Origin of the sequence: Pseudomonas sp. JV241A (assembly GCF_900275665.1) — a bacterium.
Classification (GTDB): Bacteria; Pseudomonadota; Gammaproteobacteria; order Pseudomonadales; family Pseudomonadaceae; genus Aquipseudomonas; species Aquipseudomonas wadenswilerensis.
The window spans coordinates 1-16,197 of record NZ_OPYO01000023.1; the positions used below are offsets into that span (position 1 = coordinate 1).

Annotated in this window: 13 protein-coding genes; 7 read left to right on the forward strand and 6 right to left on the reverse strand. The window is 64.0% G+C overall.

What is annotated here, in order from left to right; genetic code table 11:
- Positions 1-655: 655 nt before the first annotated feature.
- The 4 genes from JV241A_RS14425 to JV241A_RS14440 are packed head-to-tail and all read right to left on the reverse strand — an operon-like array spanning position 656 to position 6,775.
- The gene (locus JV241A_RS14425) at positions 656-2,065 is read right to left on the reverse strand and encodes an efflux transporter outer membrane subunit (RefSeq protein ID WP_134063204.1); all 1,410 of its coding nucleotides are present in this window, start codon (positions 2,063-2,065) and stop codon (positions 656-658) included.
- On the reverse strand, positions 2,062-5,145 hold the full coding sequence (locus JV241A_RS14430; RefSeq protein ID WP_115087481.1) for a MexW/MexI family multidrug efflux RND transporter permease subunit: 3,084 nt from the start codon (positions 5,143-5,145) through the stop codon (positions 2,062-2,064). The genes JV241A_RS14425 and JV241A_RS14430 overlap by 4 nt, the downstream gene beginning before the upstream one ends.
- A gap of 22 nt (positions 5,146-5,167) precedes the next feature.
- Positions 5,168-6,265 (reverse strand): efflux RND transporter periplasmic adaptor subunit, encoded by a 1,098-nt coding sequence (locus tag JV241A_RS14435; protein WP_115087482.1) that lies wholly within the window; start codon positions 6,263-6,265, stop codon positions 5,168-5,170.
- A gap of 24 nt (positions 6,266-6,289) precedes the next feature.
- A complete protein-coding gene (locus tag JV241A_RS14440) occupies positions 6,290-6,775 on the reverse strand; it encodes a DUF2165 family protein (protein ID WP_134063206.1) in 486 nt (161 codons plus the stop codon).
- 329 nt (positions 6,776-7,104) lie between these two features.
- Between JV241A_RS14440 and JV241A_RS14445 the strand changes: the two genes are divergently transcribed.
- A complete protein-coding gene (locus JV241A_RS14445) occupies positions 7,105-8,526 on the forward strand; it encodes a cytosine permease (protein ID WP_134063208.1) in 1,422 nt (473 codons plus the stop codon).
- A 54-nt stretch (positions 8,527-8,580) separates the two neighbouring features.
- Here the strand turns inward: JV241A_RS14445 and JV241A_RS14450 are convergent, their stop codons facing one another.
- Positions 8,581-8,796 (reverse strand): TOBE domain-containing protein, encoded by a 216-nt coding sequence (locus JV241A_RS14450; RefSeq protein WP_010227092.1) that lies wholly within the window; start codon positions 8,794-8,796, stop codon positions 8,581-8,583.
- Between the two features lie 214 nt (positions 8,797-9,010).
- Here JV241A_RS14450 and JV241A_RS14455 point away from each other — a divergent pair, with 214 nt between their 5' ends.
- The 3 genes from JV241A_RS14455 (at position 9,011) to JV241A_RS14465 (ending at position 12,140) form a co-directional block, all read left to right on the forward strand.
- Positions 9,011-10,186, forward strand: a complete 1,176-nt coding sequence (locus tag JV241A_RS14455) for an acyl-CoA dehydrogenase family protein (RefSeq protein ID WP_115087485.1) — start codon at positions 9,011-9,013, stop codon at positions 10,184-10,186.
- 10 nt (positions 10,187-10,196) lie between these two features.
- Positions 10,197-11,297, forward strand: a complete 1,101-nt coding sequence (locus JV241A_RS14460; protein ID WP_115087486.1) for a sigma-54 dependent transcriptional regulator — start codon at positions 10,197-10,199, stop codon at positions 11,295-11,297.
- 168 nt (positions 11,298-11,465) lie between these two features.
- The gene (locus JV241A_RS14465; RefSeq protein WP_115087487.1) at positions 11,466-12,140 is read left to right on the forward strand and encodes a polysaccharide lyase family 7 protein; all 675 of its coding nucleotides are present in this window, start codon (positions 11,466-11,468) and stop codon (positions 12,138-12,140) included.
- On the opposite strand, the gene JV241A_RS14470 is transcribed toward JV241A_RS14465, so the two are convergent.
- Positions 12,112-13,005 (reverse strand): LysR substrate-binding domain-containing protein, encoded by an 894-nt coding sequence (locus JV241A_RS14470; RefSeq protein WP_115087488.1) that lies wholly within the window; start codon positions 13,003-13,005, stop codon positions 12,112-12,114. The genes JV241A_RS14465 and JV241A_RS14470 overlap by 29 nt on opposite strands.
- Before the next feature lie 125 nt (positions 13,006-13,130).
- Between JV241A_RS14470 and JV241A_RS14475 the strand changes: the two genes are divergently transcribed.
- From JV241A_RS14475 to JV241A_RS14485, 3 genes are read left to right on the forward strand one after another with little or no spacing between them, the layout of a single operon-like run.
- A complete protein-coding gene (locus tag JV241A_RS14475; protein ID WP_134063210.1) occupies positions 13,131-14,192 on the forward strand; it encodes an agmatine deiminase family protein in 1,062 nt (353 codons plus the stop codon).
- Positions 14,189-15,094, forward strand: coding sequence for an N-carbamoylputrescine amidase (aguB, locus tag JV241A_RS14480; protein ID WP_134063212.1), 906 nt, complete (start codon positions 14,189-14,191; stop codon positions 15,092-15,094). The genes JV241A_RS14475 and aguB overlap by 4 nt, the downstream gene beginning before the upstream one ends.
- On the forward strand, positions 15,091-16,182 hold the full coding sequence (locus tag JV241A_RS14485; RefSeq protein ID WP_134063214.1) for an extracellular solute-binding protein: 1,092 nt from the start codon (positions 15,091-15,093) through the stop codon (positions 16,180-16,182). The genes aguB and JV241A_RS14485 overlap by 4 nt, the downstream gene beginning before the upstream one ends.
- Positions 16,183-16,197: the final 15 nt, after the last annotated feature.

The window sequence follows — 16,197 nt, forward strand, 5'->3', positions numbered from 1 at the left end:
ACCTGTGGGAGCCGGACTTGCCGGCGATCGAGCGCGCAGCGGTCGTAATCCTGACACCACGTGATGTGCTGGCTGGACCGGCCTCATCGCTGGCAAGCCAGCTCCCACAATCGATCTCTGTACGCCGGACTTGTGGGAGCTGGCCTTGCCGGCGATCGAGCGCGCAGCGGTCGCAATCCAGACACCACGTGATGTGCTGGCTGGACCGGCCTCATCGCTGGCAAGCCAGCTCCCACAGTGGATCTGTGTACGCCGGACCTGTGGGAGCCGGCCTTGCCGGCGATCGAGCGCGCAGCGGTCGCAATCCAGACACCACGTGATGTGCTGGCTGGACCGGCCTCATCGCTGGCAAGCCAGCTCCCACAATCGATCTCTGTACGCCGGACTTGTGGGAGCTGGCCTTGCCGGCGATCGAGCGCGCAGCGGTCGCAATCCAGACACCACGTGATGTGCTGGCTGGACCGGCCTCATCGCTGGCAAGCCAGCTCCCACAATCGATCTCTGTACGCCGGACTTGTGGGAGCTGGCCTTGCCAGCGATCGAGCGCGCAGCGGTCGTAATCCAGGCAACACTGAAGTGCTGGCTGGACCGGCCTCATCGCTGGCAAGCCAGCTCCCACAGTGGATCTGTGTGCGCCGGACCCGCGATGAGCCGATCACTGCACCCCACCACTGCCCCAGCCCAACGCCTTGTACAAGGCAATCGCATTCAGGTACGAAGCGGTCTCCGCCTCCGCCACTTCACGCTTGATCAAGAAGAACGCGCGCTGGTTTTCCAGCACCGCCATGTAGGTACCCGCCCCGCGCCGATAGCGCTTGGAGGCGATGTCGATGGCATCAGCGCCATGGGCCGCCGACTGCATCAGCGCGCCGAGGCGGGTCTGGTTGCGGGCCAGGCGAGTGACGGCGTTTTCCACTTCTTCGCGGGCCAGCAACAGTGACTGCTCATAGCGCGCCTGCGCTCCTTGCGATTGCGCCTCGGCAGCTCGCAAACGGGCTTTGGCATTGCCCAAGCGGAACGCCGGCCAGGTCACCGTTGGCGCCAGTTCGTAGGCCCGCGCCGCGCTGCCCAGGTCGCCGCTGCGCAAAGCAAAGAAGCCGATGAAGCCGCCCAGGTCCAGGCGCGGGTACAGCTCGGCGGTGGCCACGCCGACGTCTTCGCTGCTGGCCGCCAGTTGCCGTTCGGCACTGGCGACATCCGGGCGATTGTTGATCAGCGCGTTGACGTCGCCCAAAGGCAGTTGCCGCGCCAGCGGTGGCAAAAACCGTGCTTGCGCAGGCTCTTGGGCAAGGCTGGGCGCACGTCCGGTGAGTACATCCAGGCGGTACCCGGCCTCCTGGATCGATGCCTGCAACGGTGGCACCGCCGCTTCGCTGAGCAGCAGGTTGGCATGGGCACTTTGCTCGTCCTCGTACTGGCCGCTGCCGGCACGCACCTGGGCACTGGTGAGTTTCAGGGTTTCGCGCCAGGCCTCGACCTGGGCCTGCGCCACTTCAAGGCTGCGGCGCAAACCCTGTTGCTGGTAATAGGCCCGGGCGACTTCGGCGGCGATGCTCAGGCGCATCTGCTCAAGGTCCGCCCGCGCCGCCTCCGAGCGTGCCTCAGCCGCAGCGGTCAGGCGCTGCAAACGGCCGAACAGGTCGATCTCCCACTGCACGTCAAAACCTGCGCGATAGCTGCGCGAGAACATGCCCTGCGGCTCGCTGCCATCGGCCAGTTGCTGTTGCTCAAGGCTCTGGCTGAAGCCGGTGCGCGCGGTCACCCCTGGATATTGGTCCAGGTGCCGGTCATCGAACAGCGCCCGCGCCGCCAGCAGGTTGGCCTGGGCCTGGCGGATGTCGTGGTTGTGCTTGAGCGCGGTGTCGACCAGGTGATCGAGTTGCGGGTCATCGAAAAACGACCACCACTGCGCCGGCAACTGCGCACCCGCGGCAAACTGCTGCTGTTGCGGCGTGCTCAAGGGGATTGGCGCAGGGGTTGCCTTTTCATAGTCGGGGCCGACCTTGCAGCCCGCCACTGCCAGGCTCGAAAGCACACAGGCCAGGGCCAGGTTCGCTCTGTTCATCCTTCGCTCCTCAGCGCATCAGCCAGGGACACCGCACGCGGCGTGCGCGCGGCCACCGAGTGTTTGCGCGCCAACAGGCTGTACACCGTGGGCAGCACGAACAGGGTGAACAGGGTGCCGATCAACATGCCGCAGACAATCACCAGGCCCAGGCCGAAACGGCTGTTGGCCCCGGCGCCGGAGGCGAACAGCAAGGGGATCAGGCCTACCACCATGGCCGCAGTGGTCATCAGGATCGGCCGCAAACGAATCTGCGCCGCCTTGCTGATCGCCGCAGCACGGTCAAGCTGCTCTTCTTCCTGCAGGGTGTTGGCGAATTCAACCATGAGGATGCCGTGCTTGCTGATCAGGCCAATCAGGGTCACCAGGCCGATCTGGGTGTAGATGTTCACCGTCGCATAGCCCAGTGCCAGCGGAATCAGCGCACCACTGATCGACAGCGGCACGGTGATGAGGATGATCAGCGGGTCGATCAGACTTTCGTACTGCGCCGCCAGCACCAGGTAGATGACGATCACCGCCGCCAGGAATGCCAGCATCAGCGCACTGCCCTCCTGGGTGTACTGACGCGCATCGGACTGCCAGTCATAGCTGAAGCCGGCCGGCAATGACGCCGCCACCTGGTCGAGAAACGCTACCGCATCGCCCAGGGTCACCCCGGCCGCCGGAATACCCTGAAAGGTCGCGGCGTTCTGCTGGTTGAACTGGGTCAGTTTGTTCGGCTCGACCTGCTCGGACACCTGCACCACCGTCGACAGCGGCACCAGGGTGCCGTCTTCGCTGCGCACGTACTGGCGGGTCAGGGTTTGCGCGGTCAGGCGCTGGCTGCGCGGGCTCTGTGCGATCACGTCGTAGGAGCGCCCTTCCAGGCCGAAGCGGTTCAGGTAGTTCTCCCCCACCAGCACCGCCAGCGACTCGCCGATGTCCTGCATGCGAATGCCCATGCTGTTGGCCTTGGCCCGGTCGACCCGCACCTGGACCACCGGGTTGTTGTAGTCCAGGTCGCTGTCGACCACAGCGAACAGACCACTGTCTCGGGCTTTCTGCTTGATCTCCTCCATGGTCTGGTACAGCACCTGATAATCCTGGGAACTGCGCAGCACCAGTTGCACCGGCAAGCCACCGGTGGAACCCGGCAAGGCCGGCAGCTGGAAGGCGAAGATGCTGGTGCCTTCGACATCGTTGACCGCCGCCTGCAAGTCGACCTGGATCTGCGCAGCGGTACGCTCCCGTTCGTCCCACAACGACAGGTTGATGCCGCCGATGCCCGAGGCCAGGCCGTCGCTGCCGTTGATGATCCAGGTGCTGACGGTTTCCGGCAGGCGGTTGTAGACCTGGTCGAGCTTGTCGGCAAAGCGCTCGACGTACTCGAGGTTGGCGTGCTGCGGCGCCTTGATCGCGGTCAGCAGCCCGGCCTGGTCTTCGGTCGGTGCCAATTCGCGCTGGGGCAAGCCGTACAGCCAGGGCAAGCTGAGCAGCACCAGCAAGGCAAAACCCACGCTCAGCCAGCGCCGTGCCAGGGAGAACTCCAGCGCCCGGCTGTAGCGCGTTGCCAGGGCGTCGAAGAAGCGGTTGGCGGCATGGGCCATCCGCCCTTCCGACTGTTTGGACTGCAACAGGAACGAGCTCATCACGGGCGACAGGGTCAGGGCCACCACCCCGGAGACCACCACCGCCCCGGCCAGGGTCAGGGCAAACTCGCGAAACAGCGCGCCGGTCAACCCGCCCATCATGCCGATCGGCGCGTACACCGCAGCCAGGGTGATGGTCATGGCAATCACCGGCCCGGCCACTTCCCGCGCCCCCACCAGGGCAGCGGCCACCGGAGTCTTACCCTCCTCGATATGGCGGTGGACGTTCTCCACCACGACGATGGCATCGTCCACCACCAGGCCAACGGCCAGGACCATGGCCAGCAAGGTCAACAAGTTGAGGCTGAAGCCGAACATCAGCATCAGCGCCGCCGCGCCAAGCATCGACAGCGGAATGGTCACCACCGGAATCAGCACCGTACGCAGCGAACCCAGGCACAGGTAGATGACGATCACCACGATCAGCAGCGCTTCGAGCAGGGTCTTGGTCACCTCGTCGATGGACGCCTGGATGAAGCGCGCGGTCTCGAACGCCAGCTCGGCCTTGACGTCCGGCGGCAGGGTCTTGCGGATGTCCGGCAGCACCTTGCGGATACCGTCGACGATCACCAGCGGGTTGCCGCCGGGGGTCGGAAACAGGCCCAGGTGCACGGCACGCACGCCATCCATGGAGGCGCTGGTTTCCACCGAGGCGGCGCCCAGCTCGACGGTGCCGACATCCTTGATGCGCACCAGGCCATTGCCGTCGTTGCGGATCACCAGCTCGCGAAATTCGCCGACGCTGGTCAGGTCGGTGTTGACCCGAATGTTGGAGACCACGAACTGGCCTTTGACCTTGCCGGGCGCTGCCTGGTAGTTGTTGCGCCTGACTGCCTCGGCGACATCCGCAGCCGTCAGGCCGCGTGCAGCCAGGCGCGCCGGGTCGATCCACAGACGCATCGACAGGGTCTGGCCACCAAACACCTGAACCTTGGCCACACCGTCGATGGTGGTCAGGATCGGCTCGACCACCCGCGCCAGGTAGTCGGTCATCGCCGGAGTCGACAGGCTGTTGCTGGCAAAGCCGATATAGGCCACCGCCGTCGACTCGCCGGACGAGCGTTCGATCACCGGGTCATAGGCCTGCTCGGGCAGGCGAAAGCGCACCTGGTTGACCTTGGCCATGACTTCGGTCAGCGCCTGGGTCGAATCGCGGTTGAGCTCCATGCGTACGGTGACCAGGCTGCGGCCCTGCACCGAGGACGACGACAGGTAGTCGATGCCCTCGACCGACGACACCGCCTGGGCGATCGGCTGGGTGACGAAGCCCTGCATCAGCTCGGCCGAGGCGCCGGGGTATTCGGTGGTGACGGTGATGGTGGAACTTTCCAGCATCGGGTATTGGCGGATCGGCAACTGGCGCAGGGAGAGGATGCCCAGCAGCAGGATAAGGATGCTGACCACCAGCGCCAGCACCGGCCGACGCACGAACAGATCGGTGAATTTCATCGGAAGGTCTCTGGGCGATCGGTCAGGAGCCGGACAGCGCCGGGGCTTGCAGGGTGTCTGCGGTGGCTTCCACCGCTACCCCGTCACTGAGCTTGAGCTGGCCGGAGGTCACCACCTGGTCGGCCTCGTCCAGCCCTTCGAGGATGATCACCCGGCCGTCCTGGCGCTCGCCGATCTTCACCGGCACCCGTTGCACCACCAGCGCCTGTTGCTGTTCGTCATGGCGGGCGAGGAACACCGTGTCGCCATAGGCGGTGTAGGTCACGGCGGTTTCCGGCACGCTGAGGATCTCGGCCACCTGCGGGTCGGCGACCTTGACGCTGGCATACATGCCGGCCTTGAGCAGCGCATCGGCGTTGTCCAGGGTGGCCTGCACCTGCACCGTGCGCGAACGGCCGATCAATGGGTCAATGGCGGTGATGCGCGCCGGGAATGTTCGCTCGGGATAGGCATCGAGCAGCACCTCGACCGGCTGCCCGGGCTTGAGGTGGATGCTCAGTTGCTCGTCGAGGGAGAAGTTCACATACAAGGTGCGGGTGTCGATCAGGCTGACGATGGCATCGCCGACATTCAGGTACTGGCCTTCGTTGACCTTGCGAATGCCCAGCACGCCGTCGAAGGGCGCGCGGATGGTCTTCTGCGCGATTACCGCCTCGGTGTGCGCCAGTTCGCCGCTGGCCATGTCGCGGGCGGCCAGGGCGTTGTCGAGCTGCTCCTGGGTGGCGGCGTTTTCCGCCACCAGCTCACGGACCCGGCGGTGGTTGATCTGCGCATTGTGCAACTGCGCCTGCAGGCGAATGCGTTCGGCCTGCTCGGGGGCGTCGTTGAGGGTGATCAGCACATCGCCACGGCGCACCTTTTGCCCGGAGACGAAGTTGATCCGCGTCACCCGCCCGCCGATCTCAGCCGAGACCAGCACCTGGCGCGCCGCCTCAAGCTCGCCGACCCCGGCGAAAAAACCGTTGGCCGGGCCACGCTGCACCGTGCCCAATGCCACCTTGATAAGCGACCTGGCCGGCGGCGCCGAAGCCTGTGCGCCATGCGGTTGTTGCCAGACCACCAGCAACGCTATTGCTGCGCCCACCAGTACGGTGCCGAGCGCGAGGTTCTTCCTGTTCATCCATCACTCCCTGTGAGGCTGGCCTCAGGCCCACTGCACGTTGAACACCACGAAGGCCAGCAGGGCCCAGAGCACCAGTACCAGATGGGTCAGTTGCAAGCCTTCCTGGCGAATCCAGTAGCCGAACCACAATCCGCCCAGGAGCATGGCGAAGGAAAAACCGAGAAACGCGCTCAGGGCCAGGTTCAGCCAGGGCCGCGCTGGCTCGAGCCCGGTACCGATCAACAGGACGTAGGTGCCGATCAGGGCCGCGACCGCCGCGACCACCTGCAGTACCAGCACCACCAGCAAGGCGATGCGGTGGGCAGCAGTGGCGTGCAGGGCCCGGGACAACAGCGGAATATCGATGGCCGGTGCCTGGCGTAACGGCGCCATGGCCATGGTCGCGCCAACCGCGCCGAGGGAAGCGCGAAACGCCTGCAGGTTGTTGAGTACCGCGATGCCGAGCCAGAGGCTCAGGCCAATGGCCTGAACGGCCTGGAACAGCCAGAGGGAAGTGTGCAAATCCATTTGAACGTCCGTGGTGGTTGAGCGCAATAACACAAGAAAACACTTGGATATTAGAGCCGTGCCTGCCAATGCACAACCCACAGAACGCTAACCACCCTGCTCAGGTAAAACATTGTCGGCGGTCATGCTTTGCCGACGCAGGCTTGCGAAGCCCTGCCCCGACCACTGAATTGATCACCTTCATCCATCGCGACGGATGGGTGCAGCAAAGTCGACACCTTCACTTGACTGTATTTGTATATACATGCTCATATCTGTTTCAGTCGCCCACCTGCGTTCGGCTGGCGACCCGACCGCGACAACACAACAATAGGCGGAGATCCCGAGCAATGACCCAGGCCAATGCCTCGCGCAGCAAGCCCCTGATCGAGCGGCGCTCGATCGACTACATCCCGGAAAACGAACGACACGGACGCCTCTACAGCCAGTTCACCCTGTGGCTGGGCGCCAACCTGCAAATCACCGCAATCGTCACCGGGGCCCTGGCCGTGGTGCTTGGTGGCGATGTGTTCTGGTCGCTGATCGGCCTGCTGCTCGGCCAACTGGTCGGTGGCGCGGTCATGGCCCTGCACGCCGCCCAGGGGCCGAAACTCGGCCTGCCACAGATGATCTCCAGCCGCGTGCAGTTCGGTGTGTATGGCGCGGCCATCCCGATTGCCCTGGTGTGCCTGATGTACCTGGGCTTCACCGCCACCGGCACAGTGCTTTCGGGCCAGGCCATCGGCCAGTTGCTGAGTGTCAGTGACAGCGCCGGCATCCTGATCTTCGCCGGGGTCATCGTCCTCGCCACGGTGTTCGGCTACCGCATGATCCACTGGATCGGCCGGGTCGCCAGCGTGCTGGGGATCATCGCCTTCGTCTACCTGTTCAGCCGCATCATGGTCATCAGCGACATCAGCCAGTTGCTGGAGAACCGCCACTTCACCTGGGCCTCGTTCCTGCTCGCAGTGTCGCTGTCGGCGTCCTGGCAAATTTCCTTCGGCCCGTATGTCGCCGACTACTCGCGCTACCTGCCGAGCAACACCTCATCGGTCAAGACCTTCCTCGCCGCGGGCCTGGGCTCGGTGGTCGGCGCCCAGGCGTCGATGGTGCTCGGGGTGTTTGCCGCAGCGATTGCCAACGGCCAGTTCTCCGGCCGTGAAGTGGCCTACATCGTTGGCCTGGGCGGTACCGGCGCCACCGCCGCGCTGCTGTACTTCAGCATCGCCTTCGGCAAGGTGACCATCTCCACCCTCAACTCCTACGGCAGCTTCATGTGCATCGCCACCATCATCAGTGGCTTTCGCGGGCACATCGAAGTGACCCGGCGCCAGCGCCTGTTCTTCGTCCTGGCCATTGTCGGTGCCTCGACCCTGATCGCCCTGCTCGGCCAGCATTCGTTCCTGGCTGCGTTCAAGTCGTTCATCCTGTTCCTGCTGACTTTCTTCGTGCCCTGGAGTGCGGTCAACCTGGTGGACTACTACTTCATCACCAAGGAGCGCTACGACGTGCCGGCACTGGGTAATCCCAACGGCCGCTACGGGCGCTGGAACATGCCCGGCATCATCGTCTACACCATTGGCGTGCTGGTGCAGATGCCGTTCATTTCCACCAAGCTCTACACCGGCCCCATGGTTGCCCACCTGGGCGGCGTCGACCTGTCGTGGATCATCGGCCTGGTGGTGCCGAGCGTGCTGTATTACCTGGTTGCACGGCGCAAGGCCGCCGATGCCCCGGCGCAGATGATCCTGCCGCAAAGCAGCCAATCCTGAAACAAAAAGGCCGAGCCCCGTCGCCGGGGCTCGGCCTGTTTTTGTTCCTGTCCTTCATAGCTTGGCGATCGATACCTCGGTGGATTTGACGAAGGCAATCACTTCACTGCCGACCCGCAGTTCCAGCTCGTGCACCGAGCGGGTGGTGATCACCGAGGTGACGATGCCAGCGGAGGTCTGCACATCGATTTCCGAGACCACCGGGCCTTCGATGATCTCCTTGACCGTGCCTTTGAACTGATTGCGTACGTTGATCGCCTTGATGGTCATGCGCTGCTTCCTCGTCCTGGGGTGCACTGCCGCGCAGTGCTTGAGGTGCAGAGTGCGCCTGGGCAGATAAAATTAAAAAGAATAAATACTTACGAATATAGAACCAAAAGAAATATAAAAATCGTCATATAGAAAGATCCATAAGTTATTTATTTTCAGTTTTTTAGATCCTTTAGCATCGGTGCCACCCTCATAGAGCAAGTGAGCGCCACCTTTGCACAGCACTCCATCGACCCCTCTGCAAATCGCGCGGGAACTGGCCAGTGAGTTCGCCCGCACCGCAGTCGAGCGCGACCGCCAGGGCGGCACGCCCAAGGCCGAGCGCGATGCCATCCGCAACAGCGGCCTGCTGGCCTTGAGCATCCCCCGCGACTTCGGCGGGCTGGGCGCCAGCTGGACGCAAACCTTCGACGTGGTCCGTGAATTCGCCCGTGTCGACAGCTCGCTGGCCCACGTGTTCGGCTTTCACCACCTGATGCTCGCCACCGTGCGTCTGTTTGCCACCCCGGCGCAGTGGCAGCCGTGGTTCGAACTGACCGCGCGCAAGAGCTGGTTCTGGGGCAACGCCCTCAACCCGCTGGACACCCGCACGGTGGTCAAGGACCGCGGCAGCTTTCGTGAATTCTCCGGCAAAAAGAGCTTCTGCTCCGGCGCCAGCGATTCGGAAATGCTCATCGCCTCGGCGGTGGACGAAAGCGCGGGCGGCAAGCTGTTGATCGCGGCGATTCCCAGCGGCCGCACCGGTATCACCCTGCACAACGACTGGCACAACATGGGTCAGCGCCAGACCGACAGTGGCAGCGCCACCTTCGAACGGGTCCGGGTGGAAGAAAGCGACCTGCTGCTCGAGCCCGGCCCCTTGAGCACGCCGTTCGCCTGTCTGCGGCCGCTGATTGCCCAGCTGCATTTCGCCAATATCTTCCTTGGCATCGCCGAAGGCGCCTTCGACGAGGCCCGGCATTACGCCTTGCGCGAATCGCGGCCATGGTTCAAGTCACCCGCCGAGCAGAGCAGCGCCGACCCTTACGTGCTCAACCATTTCGGCGACTTCTGGGTGCGCCTGCAGGGCGCACGTTTGTTGGTCGAGCAGGCCGCCCTCGAGCTGGACCAGGCCTGGGGCAGGGGCGCGGCGTTGAGTGCCGAACAACGCGGGCGCCTGGCCGTAACCATTGCCACCGCCAAGGTTGCCGCCAGCCGTGATGGCCTGGAGATTTGCAGCAAGGTGTTTGAAGTCACCGGTGCCCGCGCCACCCAGGCCTCGGTGGGCCTCGACCGGCACTGGCGCAACCTGCGCACCCAGAGCCTGCACGACCCGCTCGACTACAAGCTGCACGAACTCGGTGAATGGGCCCTGCGTGGGCAATTGCCGACTCCGACCTTCTACTCATAGTGTGACCGCCATGCAATTGTTGACCCTACCGCCCTCCCCGGCCCTGGCCACCTCGATCCGCGCCACTGCGCAAGTGTTTGAAGACCCCAAGTCGCGGGCCTTGCTGGCGCACCTGCAGCGGGTTGCGCCGAGTGAAGCCAGCGTACTGATCATCGGCGAAACCGGCACCGGCAAAGAGCTGGTGGCCCGCCACATCCACAACTTGAGCGGCCGGCGCGACAAGCCTTTCGTGGCGGTCAACTGCGGGGCGTTTTCCGAATCGCTGGTCGAGGCCGAGCTGTTCGGTCACGAAAAAGGCGCATTCACCGGCGCCCTCAGCTCCAAGGCCGGCTGGTTCGAAGAAGCCAACGGCGGCACCCTGTTCCTCGACGAGATCGGCGACTTGCCGATGCCGATCCAGGTCAAGCTGCTGCGCGTGTTGCAAGAGCGCGAAGTGGTGCGCCTGGGCTCGCGCAAGAGCATCCCCATCGATGTGCGGGTGCTGGCGGCGACCAACGTGCAGCTGGAAAAAGCCATCAACGCCGGGCATTTTCGCGAAGACCTGTACTACCGTCTCGACGTGGTCAGCCTGGAGCTGGTGCCGCTGCGCGAACGCCCGGGCGACATCCTGCCGTTGACCCGCCACTTCATCCAGGCCTACAGCCAGCGCCTGGGCTATGGCGAGGTCAGCCTCAGCAGCGAGGCCGAAGCCAAGCTGCGCGGCTATGGCTGGCCGGGCAATATTCGCGAGCTGGAAAACGTCATCCATCACACCTTGTTGATCTGCCGCGACGGCGTGATCCGCCAGGAGGACCTGCGCCTGTCGAACATGCGCATCGAACGCGCCGACGACAGCCCCGGCAGTGATGACTCGGCTGAGGGGCTGCTGGAGCGGGCCTTCCAGAAACTCTTCGAGCAGCCCGGCGGCGCCTTGCACGAGAAGGTCGAGGATGCGCTGTTGCGGGCGGCGTATCGGTTCAGTCATTACAACCAGGTGCATACGGCGAACCTGCTCGGGCTGAGTCGCAACGTCACCCGTACCCGGTTGATCAAGATGGGCGAGCTGGCGGTGAATCGCAGGCAGCCTGCGGGGAATACCCAGGGCGAGCGGGTGCTGAATCTGTCCATCTAGTGGACTCATCGCGGGTCAAGCCCGCTCCCACAGGTCTTGCACCTCTCACAGAAATTGCAGCCAGCAATTAATTTAGCCATTGACGAATATTTAGCTTACAGCTAAATATTAGCTCAAGCCCACATTCATTTCAGAGAGGGCCCACATCCAAAACCGAAGGAGAAACACATGAGCGTCAACATCGACCGACTCACCATCACCACCCCGGTGCCCAAGTCCAGCACCGACCCCACCGCCCTGGAATTGACCGGTGCCCAGGCGCTTGAACAACTGCCACAGGTCATCGCCACCTTGAGCGACGGCTCGGTCCGCTTCACCGCCCCGACCAAGGGCGCCTCAAGCAAAAGCACTCACCGCACCCGCTGCGAATGGAAAGAACCCACCTACTGGTCACTCAGCAGCGCCGCCAAACACCACAACCACCAGACCATGACCCTGAGCAAGGTCAACTCGGCGCAGAAGGTGGTGATCTCCCAATTGCACGTCAAGAACGACGACAGCCCGGCGGTCAAGGTGTTCTGGAACAAGGGCAAGCTCACCTACGGCTTTCGCCAGAGCTACAACCAGGCTGCCCCGGCCAGCGTCACCCTGCTGGCCAACGTGCCGCTGGGCGCCGCGTTCGAGATCATCCTCGATGTCACCGCCCAAGGCGTGGTCACCCTCGTCGCCACCTGCAACGGCACTACCGGCAGCAGCGGCGCACTGCAGATGGACAGCAGCTGGAACAGCCGCACTTTCAACTTCCATGGCGGGGTCTACAACCAGATCGACTACAGCGACAGCACCCCCAGCACTGACGGTTCAATCTGCATCATCAACGCGCTGGCGCTGGGTCACCATTAAGCCCTGAGCTGCCCGCCAGGCGCTGCTCCAGCCATTGGCAGAAGCTCACAGTCAAGGCCTCCCCTTCACTGTTGCGGTGCACCAGCCATGCCCATTTGGGACCGCGCACGGTCTGCTCGGTCAGGGCCACCAGGCTGCCTTGCACACGAGCCTGCTCGGCCAGCAAGGCACTCACCAGCGCAATACCCAAGCCCTGGCTGGCAGCGTCGAGCAACTGCCCAGGGTCGGAAAAATTCAGGCCCTGCAGCTTCTGCCCTACGCCCTCGCCACCCTGGGTGTGCCAGTAGCTCCAGTCCATTTCCCGCTCGCCATGCAAAGTGGTCCGCTGCTGCACCTCTTGCGCCAGCAAGCGCGGGTGACAGGCCGGATACAAGCGATCCTGCAACAACACACGAAAGCCACAATCGGCCTGGGCGCTGATGTCGTCACGCACCGCGACGTCAATCGTCTGGGTGGTCATGTCGGGGATTTCATCGCTGGTGAACAGCCAGAGGTCCACTTCCGGGTGCCGGCGATGGAAGTCGCCCAGGTGCGGCACCAGCCAGTGCCGGGCGAACGCCGGAGTAGTGTTGACCACCAGTTGGTTGGGTTTGCGGTACTGCTCCAGGCGGCGAATGCCTACGGTCAGTTGTTGCAGCATTACCTGAGTGGTGCTGAGCAGGTCATGGCCGGCATCGGTGAGCGACACACTGCGCCCTTCGCGAAAGAACAGCGGTTGCTCCAGGTAGTTTTCCAGGCTGCGGATCTGCTGGCTGATCGCCGACTGGGTCAGGTGCAACTCTTCGGCGGCCTTGTGAAAACTGCCCAGGCGCGCTGCCGCTTCAAAGCCGCGCAAGGTATTGAGGGGTGGCCAGTGTTTCAGCATGATTGATAAGTCCAGCTAATCATATATCGGCAAAATCCATCGTTTGTTCAGGTGCAAAGCCCAGTTATAGCATGGACACCCAGGCAACAACGCTGAAAACAATTACTTAACTGAAGGTTATTGCAATGCACAACGACAGCGCCAACAACAACGGCTGGTTCATGCCCGCCGAATGGGCCCGACACGCCGCCACCTGGATGGTCTGGCCGCACAACCAGGCCCTGTGGGAGTCGACCTGGGGCGTGACCCTGGCGGATGTGCAGGTCGATTTCGCCCGGGTCGCCAACGCCATCGCCCGCTTCGAGCCGGTGAAGATGGTGGTCGACCCCAGCGCAGTCGACCAGGCCCGGGCGCTGTGCGGGGCCAACATCGAGCTGATCGAAATCGCCGTCAACGACAGCTGGTGCCGCGACTCCGGTCCAAGCTTCATCTGCCACCCGCAACAGGGCCTGGCCGGGGTCAGCTGGCGCTTCAACGCCTGGGGTGACAAGTCGGCCCATGACCTTGATGAAGGCCTGGCCCGCCGTGTGCTCAATGGCCTGGGCCTGCCCTGCTTTGGCAGCTTCCTGGCCAACGAAGGCGGCGCCATTCATGTCGACGGCGACGGCACGCTGATCACCACCGAATCGGTACTGCTCAACCCCAACCGCAACCCGGGCCTGGGCAAAAAGGATATCGAGGAAATCTTCGTGCGCCTGCTGGGGGTGAACAAAGTCATCTGGCTGCCGGGCGACCCGGATTACGTCACGGGCGACATGACCGATGGCCACGTCGACGGCGTCTGTGCTTTCGCCCGACCCGGCGTATTGCTGGTCGACGCGACCCACGACAAATCCTCCGTCTACGCCCAGGTGGCCAAAGAGAACCGCCGCGCCCTTGAGCTGGCGACCGACGCCCGTGGCCGTGGCTTCGAGCTGATCGACCTGTACGAAGCCTCGGCTGCCGTCGATACCGACGCCGAAGTGTTCTGCGCCTCCTACACCAACTTCTACCTGTGCAACGACGCGGTGATCATGCCTGCCTACGGCATCGACGCCGACCAGCAGGCGGCTGCCACCCTGCAGCAGGCCTTCCCCGGCCGCACCGTGGTACCGGTGCAGATCAACCAGCTGGCCCACGGCGGTGGCGGCGTACATTGCATCACCCAGCAGCAACCGGCCTGGCCCCTGACGGGAGGCAAGCAATGAGCGCGCTGACTGTCGCCAGCTTGCAGTTCGCCTGCAGCTGGAACCTTGAAGGCAACCTCGATAAAGCCGAGCAACTGGTGCGCGAGGCAGCCTCAGCCGGGGCCAAGCTGATCCTGCTACCGGAGCTGTTCGCCACGCCCTACTTCTGCATCGAGCAATGCCACGAGCATCTGGCGCTGGCCGAACCCTATGACAACAGCCCGCTGCTGCAACGCTTTGCCGCCCTGGCCGCAGAGCTGGGGGTGGTGCTGCCGCTGAGCTGGTTCGAACAGGCCGGCAACGCCTACTTCAATTCGCTGACCGTGGCCGATGCCGACGGGCGCTTGCTCGGTGTCTATCGCAAGACCCACATCCCCAACGCCATCGGCTACCAGGAGAAGGAATACTTCAGCCCCGGCGATACCGGCTTCAAGGTCTGGGACACCGCCGCCGGGCGCCTCGGCGTGGGCATCTGCTGGGACCAGTGGTTCCCCGAAACCGCTCGCTGTCTGGCCTTGCAGGGCGCGGAAATCCTGCTGTTCCCCACCGCCATCGGCTCCGAACCCGGCGCCGCGGCCCTGGATTCACGCGACCATTGGCAACTGACCCAGCGCGGCCACGCCGCCGCCAACATCCTCCCGGTGATCACCGCCAATCGCACCGGCGTTGAAGTGGCGCGCAGCGATGCCGACCTGCACATGCGCTTTTACGGCTCGTCGTTTATCACCGACCACAAGGGCCGCCTGCTGGCCGAAGCCGATCGCGACAACACCTGCATGCTGCTGGCCGAGCTGGACCTGGCGCAGATGCGCGAGGAGCGCCTGACCTGGGGCATCTACCGCGACCGTCGCCCGGAGATGTACGGCACGCTGTTGAGCCTGGATGGCCGTCACCCGCACACCACCTGGAGGCAAGGCGCATGAACAGCCTGAAAACCCTGATCGCCGTTTCCCTGGCCCTGAGCTGCAGCCTGGCCGGCGCCGAAGACAAAGTGCTGCGCCTGTACAACTGGGCGGATTACTTTGCCGAAGACACCCTCAAGGACTTCACCGCCCAGACCGGCATCAAGGTCATCTACGACGTCATGGACAGCAGCGAAACCCTGGAGGCCAAGCTGCTGTCAGGCAACAGCGGCTATGACCTGATCTTCCCCGGCGACACCGTGGCCGAGCGCCTGGCCCGCGCCGGGGCCCTGCAGAAGCTCGACCCGGGCAAGCTCGAGCACCTGGCAGACATCGAGCCTGGCCTGCAGCGCCTGCACCAGCGTTACCCCAATTCACGCGAGAGCACCGTGCCCTACACCTGGGGCAGCATCGGCCTGACCTACAACCGCGCAGCCATCGAGCAACGCATCGCCAATGCCCCGGTCAACAGCCTCGACCTGTTGTTCAAGCCAGAGAACGCTGCGCTGCTGGCCGACTGCGGTATCTCGATGATCGACTCCCCCGACGAAGTGCTGGCGGTGGTGCTCCACTACCTGGGCAAGGACCCGCGCAGCGGCAAGGCCGACGACCTGCTCGCCGCCCGCCAGATGCTGGGGGCGATCAAGCCGTACATCCGCAAGTTCCAGTCGCAGCCGGTGACCCAGCTGGTCAATGGCGATACCTGCATTTCGCTCGGCTACAGCGGCGACATGATCCAGGCCCAGCGCACCGCCGATGCCGCCGGTAAAAAGGTCGAGTTCCGTTACCACATCCCGGTTGAAGGCACGACCATCTGGATGGACAGCATGGCCATTCCTGCCGACGCCGCCCACCCGGAATACGCCTACGCTTTTATCAACTTCGTCATGCAGCCGCAGCAGATGGCCGCCATCAGTTCGTTCACCGGCTACCCCACCTCCAGCGCCAAGGCGCGGCCGCTGGTCGAGCCGCAGATGCGTGACAACCCGGACATCTATGTCAGCGATGAAACCTACGCGCGGCTGGTCCCGGGCAAGGACATTTCCCAGAAAGACATGCGCGCGCGCATGCGCACCTGGACCACCCTCAAGACTTCCTCGGCCCATTGAGCCGCCACCACGAGA

Excerpts from the sequence above, each read along its gene's own strand:
- JV241A_RS14425 (WP_134063204.1), bottom strand. The coding sequence starts at position 2,065 with ATGAACAGAGCGAACCTGGCCCTGGCCTGTGTGCTTTCGAGCCTGGCA.
- JV241A_RS14430 (WP_115087481.1), bottom strand. The coding sequence starts at position 5,145 with ATGAAATTCACCGATCTGTTCGTGCGTCGGCCGGTGCTGGCGCTGGTG.
- JV241A_RS14435 (WP_115087482.1), bottom strand. The coding sequence starts at position 6,265 with ATGAACAGGAAGAACCTCGCGCTCGGCACCGTACTGGTGGGCGCAGCA.
- JV241A_RS14440 (WP_134063206.1), bottom strand. The coding sequence starts at position 6,775 with ATGGATTTGCACACTTCCCTCTGGCTGTTCCAGGCCGTTCAGGCCATT.
- JV241A_RS14445 (WP_134063208.1), top strand. The coding sequence starts at position 7,105 with ATGACCCAGGCCAATGCCTCGCGCAGCAAGCCCCTGATCGAGCGGCGC.
- JV241A_RS14450 (WP_010227092.1), bottom strand. The coding sequence starts at position 8,796 with ATGACCATCAAGGCGATCAACGTACGCAATCAGTTCAAAGGCACGGTC.
- JV241A_RS14460 (WP_115087486.1), top strand. The coding sequence starts at position 10,197 with ATGCAATTGTTGACCCTACCGCCCTCCCCGGCCCTGGCCACCTCGATC.
- JV241A_RS14465 (WP_115087487.1), top strand. The coding sequence starts at position 11,466 with ATGAGCGTCAACATCGACCGACTCACCATCACCACCCCGGTGCCCAAG.
- JV241A_RS14470 (WP_115087488.1), bottom strand. The coding sequence starts at position 13,005 with ATGCTGAAACACTGGCCACCCCTCAATACCTTGCGCGGCTTTGAAGCG.
- JV241A_RS14475 (WP_134063210.1), top strand. The coding sequence starts at position 13,131 with ATGCACAACGACAGCGCCAACAACAACGGCTGGTTCATGCCCGCCGAA.
- aguB (WP_134063212.1), top strand. The coding sequence starts at position 14,189 with ATGAGCGCGCTGACTGTCGCCAGCTTGCAGTTCGCCTGCAGCTGGAAC.
- JV241A_RS14485 (WP_134063214.1), top strand. The coding sequence starts at position 15,091 with ATGAACAGCCTGAAAACCCTGATCGCCGTTTCCCTGGCCCTGAGCTGC.